14 protein-coding genes are annotated in these 19,721 nt (G+C 61.7%); 11 read left to right on the top strand and 3 right to left on the bottom strand.

The window, feature by feature from the left end; all coding sequences use genetic code 11:
- Positions 1-134: 134 nt before the first annotated feature.
- The 5 genes from recJ to ychF all read left to right on the top strand — a co-directional run bounded on the left by recJ (position 135) and on the right by ychF (position 8,536).
- Positions 135-3,443 carry a single-stranded-DNA-specific exonuclease RecJ gene (gene recJ, locus SHEL_RS10750; protein WP_012799301.1) on the top strand — a complete coding sequence of 1,103 codons (3,309 nt, stop codon included), beginning with the start codon at positions 135-137 and terminating at the stop codon, positions 3,441-3,443.
- A gap of 10 nt (positions 3,444-3,453) precedes the next feature.
- Positions 3,454-5,823, top strand: coding sequence for a RelA/SpoT family protein (locus tag SHEL_RS10745; RefSeq protein WP_012799300.1), 2,370 nt, complete (start codon positions 3,454-3,456; stop codon positions 5,821-5,823).
- Between the two features lie 18 nt (positions 5,824-5,841).
- Positions 5,842-6,531: an MBL fold metallo-hydrolase gene (locus SHEL_RS10740; protein WP_012799299.1), complete on the top strand. Its 690-nt coding sequence runs from the start codon at positions 5,842-5,844 to the stop codon at positions 6,529-6,531.
- 135 nt (positions 6,532-6,666) lie between these two features.
- Positions 6,667-7,302, top strand: coding sequence for a DUF47 domain-containing protein (locus tag SHEL_RS10735; RefSeq protein WP_012799298.1), 636 nt, complete (start codon positions 6,667-6,669; stop codon positions 7,300-7,302).
- A 169-nt stretch (positions 7,303-7,471) separates the two neighbouring features.
- Positions 7,472-8,536 carry a redox-regulated ATPase YchF gene (gene ychF / locus SHEL_RS10730; protein ID WP_012799297.1) on the top strand — a complete coding sequence of 355 codons (1,065 nt, stop codon included), beginning with the start codon at positions 7,472-7,474 and terminating at the stop codon, positions 8,534-8,536.
- A 170-nt stretch (positions 8,537-8,706) separates the two neighbouring features.
- On the opposite strand, the gene SHEL_RS10725 is transcribed toward ychF, so the two are convergent.
- Positions 8,707-9,075, bottom strand: coding sequence for a hypothetical protein (locus tag SHEL_RS10725; RefSeq protein WP_012799296.1), 369 nt, complete (start codon positions 9,073-9,075; stop codon positions 8,707-8,709).
- A gap of 569 nt (positions 9,076-9,644) precedes the next feature.
- On the opposite strand from SHEL_RS10725, the gene SHEL_RS10715 reads away from it, so the two are divergent.
- From SHEL_RS10715 to SHEL_RS10700, 4 genes are read left to right on the top strand one after another with little or no spacing between them, the layout of a single operon-like run.
- On the top strand, positions 9,645-12,800 hold the full coding sequence (locus SHEL_RS10715) for a molybdopterin-dependent oxidoreductase (protein ID WP_144298192.1): 3,156 nt from the start codon (positions 9,645-9,647) through the stop codon (positions 12,798-12,800).
- A gap of 14 nt (positions 12,801-12,814) precedes the next feature.
- On the top strand, positions 12,815-13,705 hold the full coding sequence (locus tag SHEL_RS10710; protein WP_012799293.1) for a 4Fe-4S dicluster domain-containing protein: 891 nt from the start codon (positions 12,815-12,817) through the stop codon (positions 13,703-13,705).
- The gene (locus SHEL_RS10705; RefSeq protein WP_012799292.1) at positions 13,705-14,397 is read left to right on the top strand and encodes a cytochrome b/b6 domain-containing protein; all 693 of its coding nucleotides are present in this window, start codon (positions 13,705-13,707) and stop codon (positions 14,395-14,397) included. Before SHEL_RS10710 ends, SHEL_RS10705 begins: the two co-directional genes overlap by 1 nt.
- Positions 14,397-15,311, top strand: coding sequence for a formate dehydrogenase accessory protein FdhE (locus tag SHEL_RS10700; protein WP_012799291.1), 915 nt, complete (start codon positions 14,397-14,399; stop codon positions 15,309-15,311). Before SHEL_RS10705 ends, SHEL_RS10700 begins: the two co-directional genes overlap by 1 nt.
- Before the next feature lie 89 nt (positions 15,312-15,400).
- Here SHEL_RS10700 and SHEL_RS10695 read toward each other — a convergent pair whose 3' ends face one another.
- Together SHEL_RS10695 and SHEL_RS10690 are read right to left on the bottom strand one after the other, a co-directional pair.
- Positions 15,401-16,198: a TetR/AcrR family transcriptional regulator gene (locus tag SHEL_RS10695; RefSeq protein WP_012799290.1), complete on the bottom strand. Its 798-nt coding sequence runs from the start codon at positions 16,196-16,198 to the stop codon at positions 15,401-15,403.
- A gap of 714 nt (positions 16,199-16,912) precedes the next feature.
- Complete coding sequence (locus tag SHEL_RS10690) at positions 16,913-17,590, bottom strand: hypothetical protein (protein WP_012799289.1); 678 nt, start codon at positions 17,588-17,590, stop codon at positions 16,913-16,915.
- 331 nt (positions 17,591-17,921) lie between these two features.
- Here SHEL_RS10690 and gatC point away from each other — a divergent pair, with 331 nt between their 5' ends.
- Positions 17,922-18,233 (top strand): Asp-tRNA(Asn)/Glu-tRNA(Gln) amidotransferase subunit GatC, encoded by a 312-nt coding sequence (gatC, locus tag SHEL_RS10685; RefSeq protein ID WP_012799288.1) that lies wholly within the window; start codon positions 17,922-17,924, stop codon positions 18,231-18,233.
- Positions 18,233-19,720: an Asp-tRNA(Asn)/Glu-tRNA(Gln) amidotransferase subunit GatA gene (gene gatA, locus SHEL_RS10680; protein WP_012799287.1), complete on the top strand. Its 1,488-nt coding sequence runs from the start codon at positions 18,233-18,235 to the stop codon at positions 19,718-19,720. The genes gatC and gatA overlap by 1 nt, the downstream gene beginning before the upstream one ends.
- Position 19,721 lies beyond the last annotated feature (1 nt).

The following is a 19,721-nucleotide window of genomic DNA, read 5'->3' as shown; positions in this document are numbered from 1 at the left end:
GCGCGGCGTTCGTGCCGCATCCGCGCAGGCTTTATCTCCCGTATTTTTGATAGCGGCTCCATTCTGTAACGAGCCCATGCCGAAAATATGCGACAATACGCCTTGAAAACTACGACTTAAGGCATGTGAATACTATGACTGCGCAATTCGAGATTCGCGGAGCCGAGCCCTCCGCAGTTGCTGCTATTCAACAAGAGTTCGGGCTGCCGCGTTTCGTGGCGGCCACCATGGTCGCGCATGGCGTCAAAACGCTGGAGGAGGCCCGGCACTTCCTCAACCCTGATTTGGATGAGGACTGGCGGAACCCCTACGACATCCCCCAGATGAAAGAAGCGGCAGACCGCGTGGAGGCAGCCATCCGCAACAACGAGACCATCCTCGTGTTCGGCGATTTCGACCTCGACGGCATCTCGGCGACCACGGTGCTGACCCGCGGCCTGCGTTCGCTGGGGGCCGACGCCCATTGGCTTATACCCCGCCGCTTCGAGGAGGGCTACGGCCTGTCCGACGCCGCCATCGCCCGTGCGCAGACGGAATGCGATCCCGACCTCATCATCACAGTGGACTGCGGCATCTCCTGCAAGGACGAGGCCGAAACGGTGAAGTCCCTGGGTATGGAGCTGGTGGTGACCGACCATCACGAACCCAGCGAGAACGTTCCCGAAGGCATCATCGTCGTCGACCCGAAGTGCTGCGAGGATAATCCCAGCAGCATCCTGGCCGGCGTCGGCGTGGCGCTCAAGCTGGTCCAGGTCCTGGGCGCCCGCTTCGGTGAGCCGTACCTGTGGCGCCAATACACCGATCTGGCAACACTGGGTACCGTGGCCGACCTCATGCCGCTGAGGGATGAGAACCGCGCCCTGGTGGCCGACGGCCTGAGGCAGATCAATACCAACCCGCGCCCCTGCATCGCGGCGCTCATCGGCGTATGCAACGTGGCGGACAAGGAGCTCACGTCCACCAACCTGTCCTTCTCCCTCATTCCACGGTTGAACGCGGCCGGACGCATGGGGGATGCCGGTTTGGCGGCGAAACTCCTGATGGAAGACGATTTCGGCGAAGCCCAGAAGCTCGCGGCCGAACTGGACGCCGTCAACGACCAGCGTCGCTCCATCGAGGCGGACCTGGCCGCCGTGGCAAAGGAGCAGGCCGAGAAGATCTACGACGGGCAGCGCGCGCTGGTGGTCGCAGGCGAAGGTTGGCATGAGGGCGTGAAGGGTATCGTCGCATCGCGCCTGGTCAATACCTATGGCGTTCCGTCTATTCTCTTCACCATCACCGGCGACGAGGCGCGCGGCAGCGGCCGCAGCGTCGGCCAGGTGAACCTGTTCAAGGCCGTCGAGTCGCTGTCTGACATGCTCGTCCGCTTCGGAGGGCATGCTGCTGCGGTGGGCGTGACCGTTCCCACCGACAGGCTCCCAGAATTCAACGAGCGCCTGTGCGCCTACATGGATTCGCTGCCGGAAAGCAGCTTCCATCCCCTGATCACCATCGACACGCCGGTCGATTTGGACGAGCTCACCATCGAGAACGTGGAACAGCTCGAGCGGCTTGCCCCCTTCGGGCAGGAGAACCCGACGCCCAGGCTTTTGGCCCGCAACGTGCGCATCGTCAACGCCCGGGCCGTGGGCGCGGCGAAAAACCATCTGTCCTGCTCGTTGACGGACGGCGTTTCCCGCGTGGACGGCATCATGTTCCACTGCGAAGGCATCGAGGGGCTCATGGCCTGCGGCGGCGTGGTCGACGCCGTGTTCGAGGTGGAAATAGACGAATGGCGTGGCCGCCGCAAGGTGAAGTGCATGCTCAAGGCCGTCGAGCCAACGGCGACGTGCCCGGCCCTGTCCGCCTGCCTGCCCTCCGACGACCTTGAGTTCATCGGCGAGATGTATGATGAATGGGACGGCGGCCAAGACGATGACGACGACGGGTTCGATCCGCTGTCGCCCGAGGCCAAACAGCTCTGGATCACCGAAGCCACCGGCGATGGCAGCACGTTGGAGGATGCCATCATCGCGTCGCTCATCGGCGACGCGAGCAAGCTGCATGCCGCTCAGCGTGCGGCGCTGCAGTCGCTGGACGCCAAAAAGAACACCTTGGTCGTCATGGGTACGGGCCGGGGCAAGTCCCTCATCTTCCAGACGAAGGCGGCGCACCTCGCTTTGAACGAGCATGCGGCCAGCCTGTTCGTGTACCCGCTGCGCGCCCTGATCGACGACCAGTGGTACCTGATGAAGGAGCTGTTCGAACCCTTCGGGCTGGAGGTGGCCTCGCTTACGGGCGAAACCTCCGCCGACGAGCGCCAGCGCGTGTACCGAGGTCTGGCCGACGGCACCATCGACGTGGTTCTGACCACACCCGAATACGCCGTCTACCACATCGATGACATCGCCGCCAGCGGCCGCATCAAGCTGATGGTGGTGGACGAGGCCCACCACATGGCCGAAATGGGAACCCGTAAGCGCGCGGCATACGGCGCCATGGGCACGCTGGCCGAAAAGCTCGGCAACCCGACGGTGCTGGCGCTTACCGCCACGGGCCCCACGAAGGTTGCCAACATAACCGACAGCATCCTTGGCATCGAGCAGCACGTGCTGGACGACACCATCCGGCCCAACCTGCAGATGGACGACCGCCGCAACCTGCGCGACAAGGACAGCTATCTGGCGGGTATCGTCGCGACCGGCGAGAAAACCATCATCTACGTCAACTCCCGCATGGGGACGGTGGATCTGGCCCGTACGCTGCGGACCATGGTTCCCCAGGTCGCCATGCAGATCGGCTTCTACAACGCCGGCATGTCCCGCGACGAGCGCGAACGCATCGGACAGCTCTTCCGCGACGACGTGCTCAAAGTGCTCGTGTGCACGTCGGCCTTCGGCGAAGGCGTCAACATCCCCGACGTGCGCCACGTGGTGCTGTACGGAATGCCCTTCTCGGAAATCGAGTTCAACCAGATGAGCGGCCGCGCCGGCCGCGACGGCACCGAAGCCACCATCCATCTGCTGTTCGGTCGCCGCGATGCGGAGGTGTGCGAACGCATCCTGCGGACCGCCGCACCGTCCCACGACGACATGGCCCAGATCTACCGAACGCTTCGGCACATGCAGTCGGAACGGCCCGATGATGCGTTCTTCCCCATGGACGACGTGGAGCTCGCCTCGGCCTGCGGACGCTCCACCATCACTCCCGAATCCTGCGCCGCCGGCATCGCCGTTTTCTCAGAGCTCGGCCTGGTCGAGGTCCGCGAGGCGTCGGAGGATGCTCCTCGCCAGATTCGCGTTCCGAACGCCAAAAGCAGGGTGGAATTGACCGATAGTGTATATTATCGTGAAGGGATTGAAGAACTAGACGCTTTTACGCGGTTCAAGGACTGGGCCCTTCGTAGTACAGCCGATATGTTGCGTTCGCATATGATCACGCCCATCCTGCCGCATGGTGAATAACGGGGGATCTATGGCAGAGAACCGCAACGTACAAGACGCCTCTTTCTCTGAGGCTTCGGAACTCATACAAGATTCGGGTCTGTTCGCGAACGGCGAGCTGACCGATGCCATCGCTCCTTCGGCAAGGCCCTCCGACAACGTTTCGCCCGAAATGCGTTTCAAGGAGCTGGTCCGGCTGGCCGGCGCCTATCTGCCGGAAGAGGACATGCTTCTTCTGGAGAAGGCGTACCGATTCGCAGAGTCCGCCCACAAGGGCCAGAAACGCAAGAGCGGCGAGCCGTTCATCGCCCACCCGGTGGAGGTCGCCCTCATCCTGGCCGACCTCAGGATGGACGTGGACACGCTGTGCGCCGCCTTGCTGCACGACACGGTTGAAGACACCGACGTCACCCACAAGGACCTGCTGGATACGTTCAACGAGAGCGTCGCCAACCTGGTGGAAGGCGTGACCAAGATCACCCAGGTCGAGGTCGAAAGCCTCACCGACGAGCAGGCCGCCACCATCCGTAAGATGTTCGTCGCCATGAGCCACGACATCCGCGTCATCGTCATCAAGCTGGCGGACCGCCTGCACAACATGCGCACCTTGTCGGCCCTGCGCGAGGACCGCCGCATCTTCAAGGCCCACGAGACGTTGGAAATCTATGCTCCCATCGCGCACCGCCTGGGCATCGGCTCCATCAAATGGGAGCTTGAAGACCTGTCCTTCTATTACCTGGATCCGGCACGCTTCAAGCAGATCGCCCAGATGGTGGCCGAAAGCCGTGCCCAGCGCGAGGCCTATCTGTCCCGCGTCATCGAGACGCTGCGCGACGATGTGAACGACCTGAACATCAAAGCGCACATCGCCGGGCGCCCGAAGCATCTGTACTCCATCAATCAGAAGATGATCAACCGCGAGAAGGGGTTCTCCGAAATCTACGACCTGATCGCCGTGCGCATCATCGTGGAATCCGTCAAGGACTGCTATTCGGTGCTGGGCTCGGTCCATTCGCTCTGGCATCCCATGCCCGGCCGTTTCAAGGACTACATCGCCATGCCCAAGGCGAACGGCTACCAAAGCCTGCACACCACGGTCATCGGCCCGGCGGGCCGTCCGCTTGAGGTGCAGATCCGCACCGAGGAGATGCACCGCCTGAGCGAATACGGCGTCGCTGCCCACTGGCGCTATAAGGAGAAGGGAAACTCCAAAGCCGACGCTGCCTTCGACAAGCAGATCGCCTGGCTCCGTCAGATGGTGGACTGGCAGGACGAGACCCAGGACTCCCGCGAGTTCCTAAGCGAGCTCAAGGTTGACCTGGCACCCTCCGAAGTGTTCGTGTTCACGCCTGCGGGCGAGGTCATGAGCCTGCGCGCGGGCTCCACGCCGATCGACTTCGCCTACGCGGTCCATACCGAAGTGGGCAACCACTGCGTCGGCGCCAAGGTCAACGGCGACATCGTTCCGCTGTCGTACCAGCTCAAGATGGGCGACCGAGTGGAAATCCTGACGCAGAAAAGCGCCAGCCCGTCCCGCGACTGGCTCAAAATCGTGGCCACGGCCTCGGCGCGCAGCAAGATTCGCAACTACCTGTCCAAGGTCAGCCGCAGCGACGACTTGGTGAACGGCCGCGACAAAGTGTCCCGTGATTTGAAGAAGCAGGGCTTCGGCTTGGGGTCCACTGCTTCGATTCGCGCGCAACGCCAGGTGGCTGACCAGCTGGGTTACCGCGATGTGGACGACATGATGGTTGCCGTGGGTGCAGGCAAAGAAACCGTGAACCATGTGGTCAACCGCATACTGAAGATTCTGGCTCCGGAGCCTGAAGACACCGCGACCCCCGAGATGCTGGCAGGATTGCCGGCGGGCACGCTTCTGCCTATGCTCACCACGGTGAAGAGGGCGCCGCGCCGCACCGCCCACGCGTCCAACGGCGTTGTGGTGACGGGTCTGGACGACGCGCCCGTGCGCCTGTCCAGGTGCTGCAACCCGGTGCCCGGCGACGAGATTATCGGCTTCATCACCCGTGGACGCGGCGTGTCCGTGCACAGGGCCGACTGTCCCAACGCTTCGGACCTGTTGAAGGACCGTGGTCGCATCATCGAGGTGAACTGGGCCGATTCCGTCCCCAGTGAAACCTCCTATCAGGTTGAGGTGTACATCGAGGCCATGGACCGTCTCAACCTGCTGCGCGACATCATCAACGCTTTGTCTGACACCGGCGTCAACGTCATCTCGTCAAGCACGTCCAGCCATTCCGACGGCATCGTGGAGATGCGCTACCTGTTCCAGGTGTCCCAAGTGTCCAACATCGAGCGGATCCTCGCCGACTTGCGTTCCATCGACGGCGTGTTCGAGGCGCGCCGCATGCTTCCGGGCGATGCAAGCCATCGCCGCTAGCGAAAGGAAACCAGCCATATGCACGACCCCGGTATCATCTGCAAGCGGAACGTGACCAACGACTACGGCCGCGTCTCCGTGACCATGCTGACCATCGGTCCCATGAACAACCTGACATACATCGTCTCCGACGGCCATCATGAGAGCGCCCCTTGCGTTCTCATCGATCCGGCGGGCGATCCCGATGCCATCATCGACGCCATCGGTTGGTACTCATGCCAGGCCATCGTGCTGACCCACGGCCATGCCGACCATGTGCTGGCGCTTCCCGAGGTGGCCGAGGAGACGGGCGCGCCGGTGATCATCCACGGGTCGGAGGCCGACATCATCGAGCGGGGGCAGGAGCAGCTGTTCAATCCCAGAAACCACATCGACCCCGTCAAGGTGGCCCGCCGCGTGCAGGACGGAGACGTTATCTCCGTCGGCTCGATGGATTTCAAGGTGATCCATACGCCGGGGCATACGCGGGGCGGCATCTGCCTGTATTTGGAGCTGTCGAAAGACGGCCGGGGGCTGCTTTTCTCCGGCGACACGCTGTTCTGCGGAGCCACGGGCCGCACCGACCTGGAGGGCGGAAGCGACAAGCAGATGCGCCAGAGCATGCGCACGAAGCTTGCGCCGCTGCCGGACATCACCGTGGTGTACCCTGGGCACGAAAGCACGACGACCATCGGTGCGGAGCGCCGCCGGACCATCATGGCGTTTTAGATTCGCATCGCACGTCGCCGAATCGCAATTCGCGAATTAGTGACAGCTTTCTGCTGGTCGTTTGGTCGGACTAGGGATACAATTTGTGCAAGCGCGTTTTTAGTGTACTTTGCAATGTAGTTTGGGAGGAATCTAATGGCTGGCAAAAAACGCAAGTTCGATTACTTCGACGCATTCGAGGAGCAGGCAGTCGTCGCTCATGAGATGGCTCAGCTTCTGAAGGATACTGTAGCTAATTACGAAAACGACGAAGAGTACCTGATGGGGCAGATCGAGAAGGCCCGCGAGCTTGAGCACAAGGGCGACGAGATTTGCCATAGCGTGTTCGAGGCTCTGGCCGTCGAGTTCATCGCGCCTATCGACCGCGAGGATATCATCGAGCTCACCCAGAGGTTGGACGACGTTTCCGACCACATGGAAAGCGCCATCCAGCACTTCTACATGTTGAACGTCAACAACATGCATGAAGGCGCCGCCGAGTTCACCGACCTTCTGTGTAAGAGCACCAAGAAGCTCATGACTGCCCTGGATGACTTCCGCAACTTCAAGAAGTCGAAGAAGATCCGCAAGCTCATCATCGACGTCTGCGACGTGGAGGAAGAGGTCGACGCACTGTTCTTCGCCGTGGTTCGCAAGTTGCATACGGAAGAAAACGAATATGCGCTGCATGTGTACAAGTGGGACGAGCTCTTCCAGCGCCTCGAGAACGCTGCCGACGCCTGCGAGCAGGCTGCCGACCGCATGACCGACGTCCTTCTGAAGAACGCCTAGCCATTCCCGACAACGCATGACCGCGGGCCCCTCTCAGAGGGGCCCGTTTCGTATGCGGCGGGATGCCTGCGGCATGGTTTCGTCTGGGGCTTTGGTGACCTGGCGGTGTTCGCGGGTGGAGCGTGGTATCATACATGGGCTTTTTACTACGTCACAAGGAGTGTGCGCAATGTCGCTTTCCATCGGTATAGTCGGCCTGCCCAACGTGGGCAAGTCCTCGCTGTTCACGGCCCTGACTAAGAAGACGGGCCTTGCCGCCAACTACCCGTTCGCCACCATCGACCCCAACGTGGGCATGGTGCCCGTCCCCGATACGCGTCTTGAGGAGCTGGCAAAGATCGACCATCCTGCCAAGATCATTCCCGCAACGGTCGAATTCGTCGATATCGCAGGTCTGGTGGCCGGCGCCAGCCAAGGCGAAGGCCTGGGCAACAAGTTCCTCGCCAACATCCGCGAGACCGATGCCATCTGCGAGGTCGTCAGGTTCTTCTCCGACCCCAACGTTGAGCATGTCTCCAAAAAGGTGGACCCGCAGTCCGACGTGGACACCATCAAGACCGAGCTCATCCTGGCTGATATGGCCACGTTGGAAAAGGCCATCCCTCGTCTGGAGAAGGAAGCCAAACGCGACAAGGACGGCGTGTTCAAGCTTGAAACAGCCAAAAAGGTGTACGCGGGGCTGGAAGAGGAGCACCGCGCGCTGACGCTCGGTCTGTCCGATGACGAAAAGGCCGCCATCAAGGATTTGTGCCTGCTTACCATGAAACCCATGCTCTACATCGCCAACGTGGACGAAGACAAAATGGATATGGAGCTGCCTGAAATCGACGGCCAGATTCCTGTGCCTATCAGCGCGAAGATCGAAGCCGACCTCTCCGAGCTGGAGCCCGACGAGGCCGCCATGTTCATGGAGGAGCTGGGCATCAAAGAGAGCGGCTTGTCCCGTCTGATCCACGAGGCGTACCGTCTGCTGGGCCTGCAGAGCTACTTCACCAGCGGCCCTGACGAGACCCGCGCCTGGACCATTCCCGTGGGTGCGAAGGCGCCGCAAGCCGCAAGCGTCATCCACACCGACTTCGAGCGCGGCTTCATCAAGGCCGAAACTGCCAGCTACGAGGACTATGTGCGGCTCGGGGGCGAAAAGGGCTGCCGCGATGCCGGCCGTCTGCGCCAGGAGGGCAAGGAGTACGTCGTTCAGGACGGCGACATCATGCATTTCAAGTTCAACGTGTAAATTGCGGATAACGCCAGGTAGACACGCTGCACCCTGGAATCGATAGCAGCGTTTTCAGCAGATTTGCAATGCCGGTTCGCGCCATATCCAATGGTTCGAAACACGGCTGGAAGAAAGACCGGACGACGGGATGTCCCGCCGTCCGGTCTTTTCGTTAATGGAATCGCAGCTTACAGCTCGATGCGGCCGAACTTGGCCAGCAGCTCGCCTGCGGCAGTGTGGGCTTCGCAGTTGCAGTACTTCGCACCCTGGGCCTTGCGCTCCTGCTGGGCCGCGAGCATCTGGGCTGCGCCTTCCTCGCCGAAGATGGCGACGCCGGGGCCCTGCACGAAAGCGATCAGGTCGTCGATGCCCAGCATGCGGCCGCTCAGGAAGTCGAGCAGCTTCTCGGTGGCTTCGTTGAACGTATCTTCGCTTGCATCGGCGGGTACGGCTTGCAACCAAGCCTTCGCCGCCTCCTGCGTGTCCTGCTTGCTGGCGGGTGACTTCGATAGGATGTCGGCGCGCTCGGCTACGAAATCGAACAGTTCCTTGTCCATGGGAATCTCCTCCTCAAGGTCGCGCCAGTTGCCTGGCTTACGCTGTAATGCAGGCATCATTATATAGCTGATACGGCATGAGTGCATACAGAACACAGGGCTGCGACCTATCTATCTGAAACGCTTAACGCAGCGACGTCGTGCTTGCAAATCCAGCCTGCCGACGGCGAACGGCTGGGGTGCCGACGTGTATTGAACCGCCTTGCAAGGGTCGCACGCCATGCGGCGACCGTACACCCCGACAAACCAACCGCTGGCAGCGGCATGTGTAACCCATACAATATCAAATCTGTCCCATATCAACGGTAGTAATGGGACGGTGAACGGAAAAAGGTGGCATAAAACCTGCCGATGGCCGACAACTGACACACAAACTGACAGACGCGGCGAATTGTCCCTAGGAGGTTTTCGAACCGCAAACTTAAAATATGAAACAAGCTGTACGCAGAGATATGCACCTTTGAACAGTCGCGCGGACCCGTACGGGGGAGTATGTGCGGATGCGCGCGTTGCGAAACCGGCGTTCTGCGTAGGCGGGGAGTTTACGAAAAGGGAAGGAGAGCAATTCTATGGAGTTGACACGAAGAGGGTTCTTCAAGGCAACCGCCCTGGCGTTCGCCGGGTCGATGGCCTACGAGCTCTCGAGCCAATCGAAGGCGTTCGCCTTGGACGACGCCGATGATTGGAAGCTCGTCAACACCGAGGAGTACACCAACATCTGCTGCTATTGCTCTGGCGGCTGCGGTGTCATCTGTTCGGTGCGCGACGGCGAGCTCATCAATGTCGAGGGCGACCCCGACCACGTCATCAACGAGGGGTGCCTGTGCCCGAAGGGTGCAGCCATGTTCCAGCTGCGTAACGTGGTCGACGAAAAATCGGGTGAGATCATCCACAATCCGAACCGCATCACCACGCCCCTGGTGCGCCGTCCCGGCGGCACCGAGTGGGAAGAGATCTCGTGGGATCAGGCCATCGAGGAGATCGCGCGCCACGTCAAGGACACGCGTGACCAGAACTTCATCGAGACGGAAGACGGCGTCACCGTCAACTACACGCCGGCCATCGGCAGCCTGGGCGGTTCCCAGCAGAACTCCGAGGAAGAGTACCTCATCCTGAAGATGATGCGCTCGCTCGGCGTCGTCGGAATCGACAACCAGGCACGTGTTTGACACAGCTCCACGGTTGCCGGTCTGGCACCTTCGTTCGGTCGCGGTTCGATGACCGGTCATTACTGCGACTTCAAAAACGCCGACGTCCTGCTGACGTGCGGCTCCAACAATCTGGAAAACCATCCTGTCAGCTCGAAGTGGACGCAGCGCGCCCTTGATGCCGGCGCCACCTGGATCGTGGTGGACCCGCGCTTCACGCGCACCGCATCCATGGCCGACATCTACTGCCCCATCCGTTCCGGCACGGACATCGCCTTCTACGGCGGCATGCTGAACTACATCATCGAGAACGATTTGTGGCAGCACGAGTACGTCATCAACTACACGAACGCTTCGTATCTGATCAACCCTGATTACGACTTCGACCCCGCAACGGGCCTCTTCTCCGGCTGGGACGAGGAGACCCACAGCTATGACAGAACCACCTGGGGATATCAGACCGACACCGAAACCGAGTGGGATACCTCGGAATCCGGTGCGTACCATTGGGTCGAGGGCGAGGGCGTGCCCGAGTTCACGCCGCCCGTGCTGAAAACCCCCAAGAAGGATCCCACGCTGCAGGATCCGAACTGCGTGTGGCAGCTCATGAAGAAGCATTACTCCCGCTACACCATCGAAACCGTGTGCGATATCTGCGGCATGGACCCCGAAACCCTGGAGCTCGTCTATAAGACCTACGCCTCCACGGGCGCCCCTGAGAAGTCCGGCACCATCCTGTACGCGCTCGGTCAGACGCAGCATCACTACGGCTCAGAGAACACGCGCATCATGACGCTGGTCCAGCTGATCCTGGGCAACGTGGGCGTGGCCGGCGGCGGCTTGAACGCTCTGCGCGGCGAGCCCAACGTCCAGGGCGCCACGGACATGGCCATGCTGGTCTTCGACTTCCCGGGCTACCTGAAGTGGCCCCATGCGGTGGATTCGCCCGACCTGCGCACCTGGCTTGAGGGCCAGACCTATTCGGACGGCTTCTACACCAACAAGCCCAAGTTCTTCATCTCCGGATTGAAGGAGTGGTTCGGCGAGCACGCAACGCTGGAGAACGACTACGGCTACGACTGGCTGCCGAAGATCCCGAAGAACGGCGCCGACTTCACCACCATCGGCACCTTCGAGCTGATGGACCAGGGCATCATGAAGGGCTACTTCGCCTGGGGCCAGAACCCAGCCGCGTCGGATCCGAACACCAAGTTCATCCGCAACGCCATGTGCAACCTGGACTGGCTGGTGGCGGCCGACTGGACCGAGACGGCCACCGCGTCCTTCTGGCGCGCGCCCGACATGGATCCCGCATCCATCCAGACGGAATGCTACATCCTGCCTGCTGCCCTCATCTACGAGAAGAGCGGCACCATCCTGAACTCCGGCCGTTGGCTGCAGTGGCGCTACAAGGCCGTCGACCCGGTAGGGGGCGCCAAGCCCGACTACGAGATGTGCGACCTTCTGTGGAAGAAGATCGTCGAGCTGTACAAGGCTGAAGGCGGCGCATGCCCCGAGCCCATCCTGAACACCAAGTGGGATTACTACGTGGACGGCGTCATCGACCCGCGCCCTGTGGCTTGGGCCTTGAACGGTTACTATGTGGACGGCACCGACTTCGAGAGCGGCAAGGTGGATCTGCTGCCCGCCTTCGCGAACCTGGCTGCCGACGGCTCCACCGCCAACGCCATGTGGATTTACGGCGGCTTCTACAACAACAGCGACGCCCCGCTCGACCCGGCGCAGCAGCCCATCGGCCGCCGCGAGCATGACGACCCGGGCAACCTGGGCCTGTACCCCAGCTGGGCCTTCGCATGGCCGGCCAACCGCCGCATCATCTACAACCGCGCGTCCGCCGACATGAACGGCAAGCCGTGGAACCCCGACCGCGTGCTGGTGGAATGGACCGGCACCGAGTGGATCACCAACGACGTCCCGGACTTCGGCTTCAAGAAGACCAACGCCGACGGCACCGTGGAGATGATCCCGCCCAACAACAAGGCGTTCATGATGAAGTGGGAGCAGAACGCGAACTTCCTGTCCACGGGCATGAAGGACGCGGCGCTGCCCGAGCATTACGAGCCGCTGGAGTCGCCGACTTCCAACGTGCTCAACGGCCTGCAGAACTCGCCCATGATCAAGTTCGCCGACAACGCGTCGGTGCAGAAGGGCGACTACGCCGAGTACCCGATCGTGGCCACCACCTACTCCATCACCGAGCACTGGCAGACGGGCGCCCAGACCCGCATGTGCCCGGTCCTGGACGAAATCGCCCCGAAGCAGTTCATCGAGATGTCCGAGGAGCTGGCCGCCGAGAAGGGCATCGCCAACAACGACGACGTCCGCGTGTTCAACAATCGCGGTTCGGTGGTGCTGAAGGCCCTGGTCACCAAGCGCATCCGCCCCTTCACCATCAACGGTGAGACGGTGCATCAGGTGGGCATGATCCACCATTGGGACTGGACCAACATGTACTCCACGGGCGACGTGGTCAACGACCTGACGCCCAACGTGGGCGACCCCAACAGTTTCATTCCCGAGTACAAGGCGTTCCTCGTGGACGTTGAGAAGGCATAGGAAGGAGGAAGACCATGACTGAGAAAGCGATCCTGTTCGACTCTTCGCGCTGCTCGGCGTGCAAGGGCTGCCAGGTTGCCTGCAAGTGCTGGAACGGGCTTCCTTCCCCCATGGAGACCAACTCCCAGGAGTGGAGCGGCACGCTGCAGAACCCGCCCGATCTGAACGACAACACGCGCCTGATCATCACCTTCGACGAGGCCGACAACGGCAAGATGTATGGTGTGAACTGGGCGTTCGGCCGCCGTGCGTGCATGCATTGCACCGACGCCGGCTGCGTGCAGGTGTGCCCCTCGGGCGCCCTGTTCAAGGACGAGGAGACGGGTCTGGTCTCCTACAACAAGGACAAGTGCATCGGCTGCAAGTACTGCGCCGCGGCCTGCCCATTCGACGTTCCCCGTCACACCGGGTCGAGCCTTTTGGGCGGCGAGACGCTGATCAACAAGTGCACCGGCTGTTTGGACCGCGTGCGTCAGGACCGCGCTCCTGCGTGCGTGACCACCTGCCAGCCCGGGGCGCTGCAGTTCGGCGACCGCGACGAGATGATCGCCATCGCCGAGGAGCGTGTCGAGCTGCTGAAATCCAAGGGCTTCGATTCGGCCCGCACCTACGGCGTGGACGAGATGGGCGGATGCCATGTGATCCACGTGCTGAAGTACCCCATCGACCAGTACCAGCTGCCCGAGAAGCCGGAGCTCAGCCCGTTGGTCGAGGTCCTCGAGTTCATGAAGCCGCTGGCTGGCTTGGGCACCGTCGCCCTGCTCGGCGGCCTTGGGCTGTCGTTCCTCACCGGCGTCGGCTACCAGCGTCATAAGATGCGTTACGACGAGGTCAACCACGACATCATCGATGAGGAGACCGGCGAAGTCATCAGGCACATCGACGTTGAGGCAGGTGAACGATAATGGCAGAGCGTTACATCAAGCGTCACTCCAAGCAGACGCGTATCACCCACGGCATCGTCGTCATAGCCTGCATCTGGCTGATGATCTCCGGCCTGTTCGTGTTCGTTCCGCCCCTGGCCGCGGCCGTGGGCGACGGCGTGACCCGTGCGATGCGCGTAAGCCACCGCATCGTGGGCTGCATCTTCATCCTTGCTCCCATCGTGAGCGCATGCATGGCGCCCGGCGGGTTCAAGGCCTTCCTGCACAAGTACTTCACCAAGTGGACGCCGCAGGATGTCGAGTTCATGAAGAAGTTCGTGCCCTACATGCTCGGACCCAAGCGCGTGCACATGCCCGACCAGGACGAAGTCAAGTCCGGCCAGCGCATCGCTGACGGCATGCTTATCCTGGGCGGCATAGCCATGGCCTTATCCGGCCTGGTGCTGCTGCTGGGCACCAGCGTGTTCCACGCATCCGCAGGGGCGCTGCTGGTCATGCGCTTCGTGCACGACCTGTTCTTCATCCTGCTGGTCATCTTCGTGGTCGCCCACATCTACCTGGGCGCCGGCATCTTCCAGCCCTACCGCGGAACCATCCGCCTCATGTGGGGCGACGGCAAGGTGTCCGAGTCCAACGCCCTGTACCACTGGGGCTTCTGGGCTCGCGAAGAGCTTGAAAAAGGCGACAACGTCGTGGTTGAGGAGACGAAGTAATGGATTTGCGTACGGTGGCTTCTGCCGTTGAGCATTACGAGGCGGAAGCCTCCGAAGCGGACGTCGCGCGCCTGGAATTCTTCAAGGGCGTCATGCAGATTCAGCAAGAACGTGCGGACCTCGTGGCTGCTGCCGGCGGCTACGAGGCCCCTCCCCAGGAAGACGCGCGGGCGTGGTACTGGGCATACGAGCCGTTCCTCACCCACGCGCCTGTGGATCTGGACCCCGAGGCCTTTGCGGAAACCTGCCGCCAGCTGGCATTGCACCTGGCTGCAAGCGCAGGTCTTGAGGACAAGGCCGCGGATGCGTTGGCCGGCTACGACTGGAACGCGTTCTGCGAAACCGCCGACCTGGCGCTTGCGGGCAGCCGTCCGCAGGAGTTCGTGGAGTCGTGCCTGACGGGTATCGACGGGTTCGGCGTGAGCCCCGATCTGCCGGCTACGGTGTTCATGATGGCGCCGGTTATGGCGCTGCGTGCGCACCTGCAGGGCGCGGCGAAGACGTGCATGGACGCGTTGAGGCTGAAGAAGGAGGACACCGCGGTCCACGACCAGCCCCTGCGCTGCCCCGTGTGCGGGTCTCCCGCGGCGGCTTCGCACGTGGTCAGCACCTCGGGCGTGACCGAAAGCGGCAATCGTGTGCAATACTGCAGCCTGTGCGGCACGCAGTGGGGCTTCGAGCGCATCCGCTGCGGCGTGTGCGGCAATGTGAACCAGAGCCAGCTGCACTACCATCACATCGAGGGTGATTCCGCCCACCGTCTGCAGAGCTGCGAGGCCTGCGGGCAGTACGAGAGGGTGGTGTTCCAAGACGATCTGGACCCCCATGCTCCTTTGGTCATGGAGGTTGAAGACGTGGTCATGGCCCGTCTGGACCAGGTGGCTTTGGACCCGCGCTTCAAGAACGATAATTAGCCGCATCTCGGCAACAAGTCAGTAAGAAGGCTCCGGACGCATGTGCCCGGAGCCTTCTGTTGTGCGCACAAGCTCGGTTCGAGCCTGGGCTAGATCCAGTTGTTGTCGATGGCTTGCTGGCGCACTTTGGCGGGAACGCAGCCCGGGGCCAGGTATTCGATGGTGATGGTTGCGGCATGGTGCGCCACGTCCTCCGCCGACCGGAAGATCGTGCGGGCCTCTTCCTCCACCATGCTGCAGGTGCTGCTGGGGAAGCGTACGGTCGAATGGTAGCGGTGCTGCAGGCCCTCGTTGACGGCCAAGGCGTCAAGCGCCGCGGTGGCTGCGTCGATCTTGATGAACTCGCCGCTTTCGATGCCTTCCTCGATGATCTGACGCACGGCGCCCGTGAGCTGTTGGTAGGTGGTGAAGAACCCGCTCAGCGTGTCTTCCTGCGTGTGCGCGACATCTTCCAGATCGTAGAAGTCGCAGGGGAGTTTGCACATCATGAGCGTGTCGGCGTAGAGCACGGCGTAAAGCTGGGTGAGCTTGTCGTCGGGCAGATTCGCGATGCGCGACGCCGTGCGCAGCGAGAACCCTGTCTTCTCGACGATGCTTTCGAGCAGGTCTTCCTTTTTCTTGTACCAATAATAAAGGGATGACTGGCTGTATCCTGACGCCTCGGCGATCTGACTCATGGTCGTGGCCTGATAGCCTTGTTTCATGAACAGCGTGATGGCCGCATCCAGAATGGCGGCTGCCTGGTCGGTTGTGCCGGACCCGTCCTTGCGCGGCCTGCCGCGGCGGCGCTTTGCCGGGGCGGAGACCACCCGCAACTCATTGGACTGGCTTGCTCGAGGGGCGAGGGCGATGTCCGCTTCCGCGAGCGACTCCCTTGCTAGGCTCATGTACGGCTCCTTCTTTTCCGTTTGCCGATAATCGTAGATTCTTTTAGATATAATATTAAATAGAATATTGAAATTAATCAAGGACTCTGATATCTTCCTCGCAAGAGTACATCAAGCAATCAAATGACAACTCAATACATGGCAACGAACCTGCAGCCCGTTGTGTGGGAAAGGGACAGCTGTAACCGTTGCTTGATCGCGCAGGTCGCATTCCTGCGTGTAGAAAGGCATGTGGTTTCATGGGTGTTTTGAATCTCGACACCGGCCTTTTACATTTGGTCAGGGCGCAAAAGTTGCCCTTGATGGCTCGGTCGCGGAACCGTGCGCAGCGGCGCCGCTGACGGTTGCGGCGAGTGCGTCGTCTGGCAGCTTCAGCTTCTGCCCTGTGAATTCAGGGGTGCTGCCATGTCTATTCGGGTGGCTAGAGCGTGACTCTCGGGTCGGTATCTTGCCTCGGGTCTTGCCAGCTCCCACAACTCTTGCGAAAACAGGCCGTTTTCGCCAAGAAGATCAACTAGTGTACGACCTTGGTCGCACCTGGGTCCTATCCAGAAAACATACAAGAGCCTGAACAGGCATTGTGATGCGGCACCATTGCGGAATAAGTTCAAAACCACAAAGCTGCCGTTTCAAGTCGTGCACTACTTGCTTTTCTTGGCGGACAGGGGGCTTTTCGGGAAAAGTTGTTGGCAGCGGCTTCAGAAATCCCGTTCGTTAGAACGTGCAGCAGGATATGCCGCAGACCATGCTGATGATGGTGGTTGCCTCGTTGGGGTTATCGGTCTGCCCGACGATGGGGGCAGGGTTCCCATCCGAGTCTTTCGCAGACCGTTCGATGGCCATGAGCAATCCTGGCTCGAACCCTTCCAGGTTGGCAAGACCTCCGTCGACAAGCCCCTGGGCCACGCCAGACCAGTCTCCATCCGGCGCATCACGGTACGGCTCGTAGACGTAGAGTGTGGACCCAAGTCCGTTGATGGCCGACTTGGCCTCGGACACCATGCGCACGGAGGCGTCTTCGCCAGGCTGGGCCACCACCACAGCCGCCGTGCCCTTATTCTGGACGATCCAAACGAGCTGGTCGTAGCTTACCAGGTCGAGATACCGGTCGTCGGGAAGGGAATAGGTCTCGACAAGGTACGCGGCTTCGTCCATCCCGAAATCGTATTCGGGCATGCCCGAGCCAGAGGATTTTGCGTCCTGCTTGGCATTCGCGTCCTGCTCGGCATCTGTGTCCTGCGATGCATCGGCATCCTGCGGTGCGTCGGCGGATGCCGCCGGGGTTTCAGACGTGCTGTTGTTCAGGGTTTCCATCGCTTTGTCAGGCGCGTTTGCGCAGCCGACGGTAAGCGCAAGAGCTGCGGCGCCAAGAAGGATTGCGGCCTTTTTCATATATCTACTCCTTGATAGGTGTCTTTTGGGTGAACATGATAGGCGTATTTGTCCGCACGCGACAGCATCGTGTCGGAACCTGTTGGTTTCTGCGATGCTCCGATGGTGAAGCTACCTGGCACAAGCAAAAAAAGAGGGCCGGTGAAGCCACTCGCGCTTTCTGCCACTGGGCGCGGATGGCGTCGGCTTATAAAAGACGGTTCGTGTGGAAGTACGTCGACTGACGCATCGGCCCTCGACTCGGCGGGCAGGCTCTTGGAGCAGCCGTCCTGCCGGCGGTTTTGCTATCATGGGTGCTTGTAAACCACGGATTCACCAGGAAGGGTCGGTCATGACGCAGAAGCTCACCGAAGACGACGTGCGCGGCATGGCCGCGTATGCGCGCATCGGCTTGGATGCAGACGAGCTGGCCCAGATGACGGTCGACCTCAACAACATCCTGGCCACGCTGGACCGCATCAAGGAATACGACCTGGATGCTGTGGAGCCGACGTTTCATCCTATCGCGGGCCTTTCGAACGTCATGCGCGACGACGTCGAGACCTCCTCCTTCACGCAGGAAGAATCCCTGGTCAATGCTCCAAAACAGCAGGATGGCAGCTTTCTGGTCCCATCGATTCTGGGCGAGGGGAGCGACCGCTGATGGCCTATGCGACCGACATGGGCGTCTCGCGCATCCACGAGGGTTTGGCGGCGGGGGAGTTCTCCGCCTGCGACGTGGTGGATGCCGCGCTCGCCCACATCAAGCAGGCCGACCCGCAGCTCCATGCGTTTCTGGAGCTGACCGAAGACGCCGCCCGGGCAGCTGCCGTGCGGGTGGACGGAGCCATCGCAAACGGCACCTTTGGCCGGCTGGGTCCGCTGGCAGGCGTGCCTATCGCCTTTAAAGACAACATGAACCTGAAAGGCACCCGCACCACATGCGCCTCGCACATGTTGGAAACCTATGTGTCGCCCTATACAGCCACCTGCGTGCAGCGCATGCTGGATGCAGGATGTTTGCCTTTGGGTAAGCTCAACATGGACGAATTCGCCTTCGGATCCACCACCGAAAACTCCGCGTTCGGGCCCACCCGTAACCCGTGGGACCCGGACCGCGTGCCCGGCGGCTCGTCGGGCGGAAGCGCCGCGGCGGTGGCTTCGGGCATGACCGCCCTGGCATTGGGCTCCGACACCGGCGGGTCCATCCGCCAGCCCGCGGGATTCTGCGGCGTGGTGGGCGTCAAGCCCACATACGGCATGGTGTCGCGATACGGTGTCGTTGCCTTCGGAAGCTCCCTTGACCAGGTGGGACCCTTCGCCCGTAGCGTGAAGGACGCGGCCTTTGCCTTGGATGCGCTGTGCGGACGCGACCCCATGGACTGCACGTCGCAGGACGTAGAAATCGACTTCGTGGCGGCAACCGAGCGGCCCGTCGAAGGCGCGCGCGTCGGCATCGTGCCGTCGTTCATGGAGGCTGAAGGCCTATCGTCCGAGGTCAAAGCCCGTGTGGCCGAGGCCGCGGCGAAACTCGAAGCGGCGGGCGCCACGCTGGTCGAGGTGGATCTGCCCCATGCGGATGCCGCCATCAGCGCCTATTACGTGCTCGCGCCCTGCGAGGCCTTCTCCAACCTGGCCCGATTCGACTCGGTGCGCTACGGCTGCTGCGATGCGGGTCATACCGATCTGGGCGGCCAATACGAGGCCAGCCGCGCGAAGGGGTTCGGCGCCGAGGCCAAGCGCCGCATCCTGCTGGGAAGCTACCTGCTGTCAAGCGGCGTCTACGACGAATACTACGTCCGTGCGCAGAAGGTCCGCACGCTCATCACACAGGACTTCCGCCGCGCGTACAGGCAATGCGACGTCATCCTGTCGCCGGTGGCGCCTACCGTGGCGCCCAAGTTCGGCGAACTTGCCGAACCCGCGCAGATGTATTTGTCCGACGTGTTCACCATCGCGCTCAACATCGCCGGCAACGGGGGCATGACCGTGCCTTGCGGCCTGGGGCGGGACAGCGGTATGCCCGTGGGCGTGCAGCTCATGGCTCCGCAGTTCCAGGACGGAAACATGTTTGCGGTGGCATCCGAGCTGGAACGCATCTACGGACAGGCCCAGGTGGCACCCGCATTCGCGCCGAAAGCGGGTGAGTAGC

The sequence above is a fragment of the Slackia heliotrinireducens DSM 20476 genome (genome assembly GCF_000023885.1).
In the GTDB taxonomy this organism is placed as follows: domain Bacteria; phylum Actinomycetota; class Coriobacteriia; order Coriobacteriales; family Eggerthellaceae; genus Slackia; species Slackia heliotrinireducens.
The sequence above is the reverse complement of the archived record's forward strand: the minus strand, read 5'-3'. Positions and strand labels throughout refer to the sequence as shown.

Bases quoted from the DNA above. Each gene is read 5' to 3' on its own strand.
- recJ (WP_012799301.1), top strand. From the start codon at position 135: ATGACTGCGCAATTCGAGATTCGCGGAGCCGAGCCCTCCGCAGTTGCT.
- SHEL_RS10745 (WP_012799300.1), top strand. From the start codon at position 3,454: ATGGCAGAGAACCGCAACGTACAAGACGCCTCTTTCTCTGAGGCTTCG.
- SHEL_RS10740 (WP_012799299.1), top strand. From the start codon at position 5,842: ATGCACGACCCCGGTATCATCTGCAAGCGGAACGTGACCAACGACTAC.
- SHEL_RS10735 (WP_012799298.1), top strand. From the start codon at position 6,667: ATGGCTGGCAAAAAACGCAAGTTCGATTACTTCGACGCATTCGAGGAG.
- ychF (WP_012799297.1), top strand. From the start codon at position 7,472: ATGTCGCTTTCCATCGGTATAGTCGGCCTGCCCAACGTGGGCAAGTCC.
- SHEL_RS10725 (WP_012799296.1), bottom strand. From the start codon at position 9,075: ATGGACAAGGAACTGTTCGATTTCGTAGCCGAGCGCGCCGACATCCTA.
- SHEL_RS10710 (WP_012799293.1), top strand. From the start codon at position 12,815: ATGACTGAGAAAGCGATCCTGTTCGACTCTTCGCGCTGCTCGGCGTGC.
- SHEL_RS10705 (WP_012799292.1), top strand. From the start codon at position 13,705: ATGGCAGAGCGTTACATCAAGCGTCACTCCAAGCAGACGCGTATCACC.
- SHEL_RS10700 (WP_012799291.1), top strand. From the start codon at position 14,397: ATGGATTTGCGTACGGTGGCTTCTGCCGTTGAGCATTACGAGGCGGAA.
- SHEL_RS10695 (WP_012799290.1), bottom strand. From the start codon at position 16,198: ATGAGCCTAGCAAGGGAGTCGCTCGCGGAAGCGGACATCGCCCTCGCC.
- SHEL_RS10690 (WP_012799289.1), bottom strand. From the start codon at position 17,590: ATGAAAAAGGCCGCAATCCTTCTTGGCGCCGCAGCTCTTGCGCTTACC.
- gatC (WP_012799288.1), top strand. From the start codon at position 17,922: ATGACGCAGAAGCTCACCGAAGACGACGTGCGCGGCATGGCCGCGTAT.
- gatA (WP_012799287.1), top strand. From the start codon at position 18,233: ATGGCCTATGCGACCGACATGGGCGTCTCGCGCATCCACGAGGGTTTG.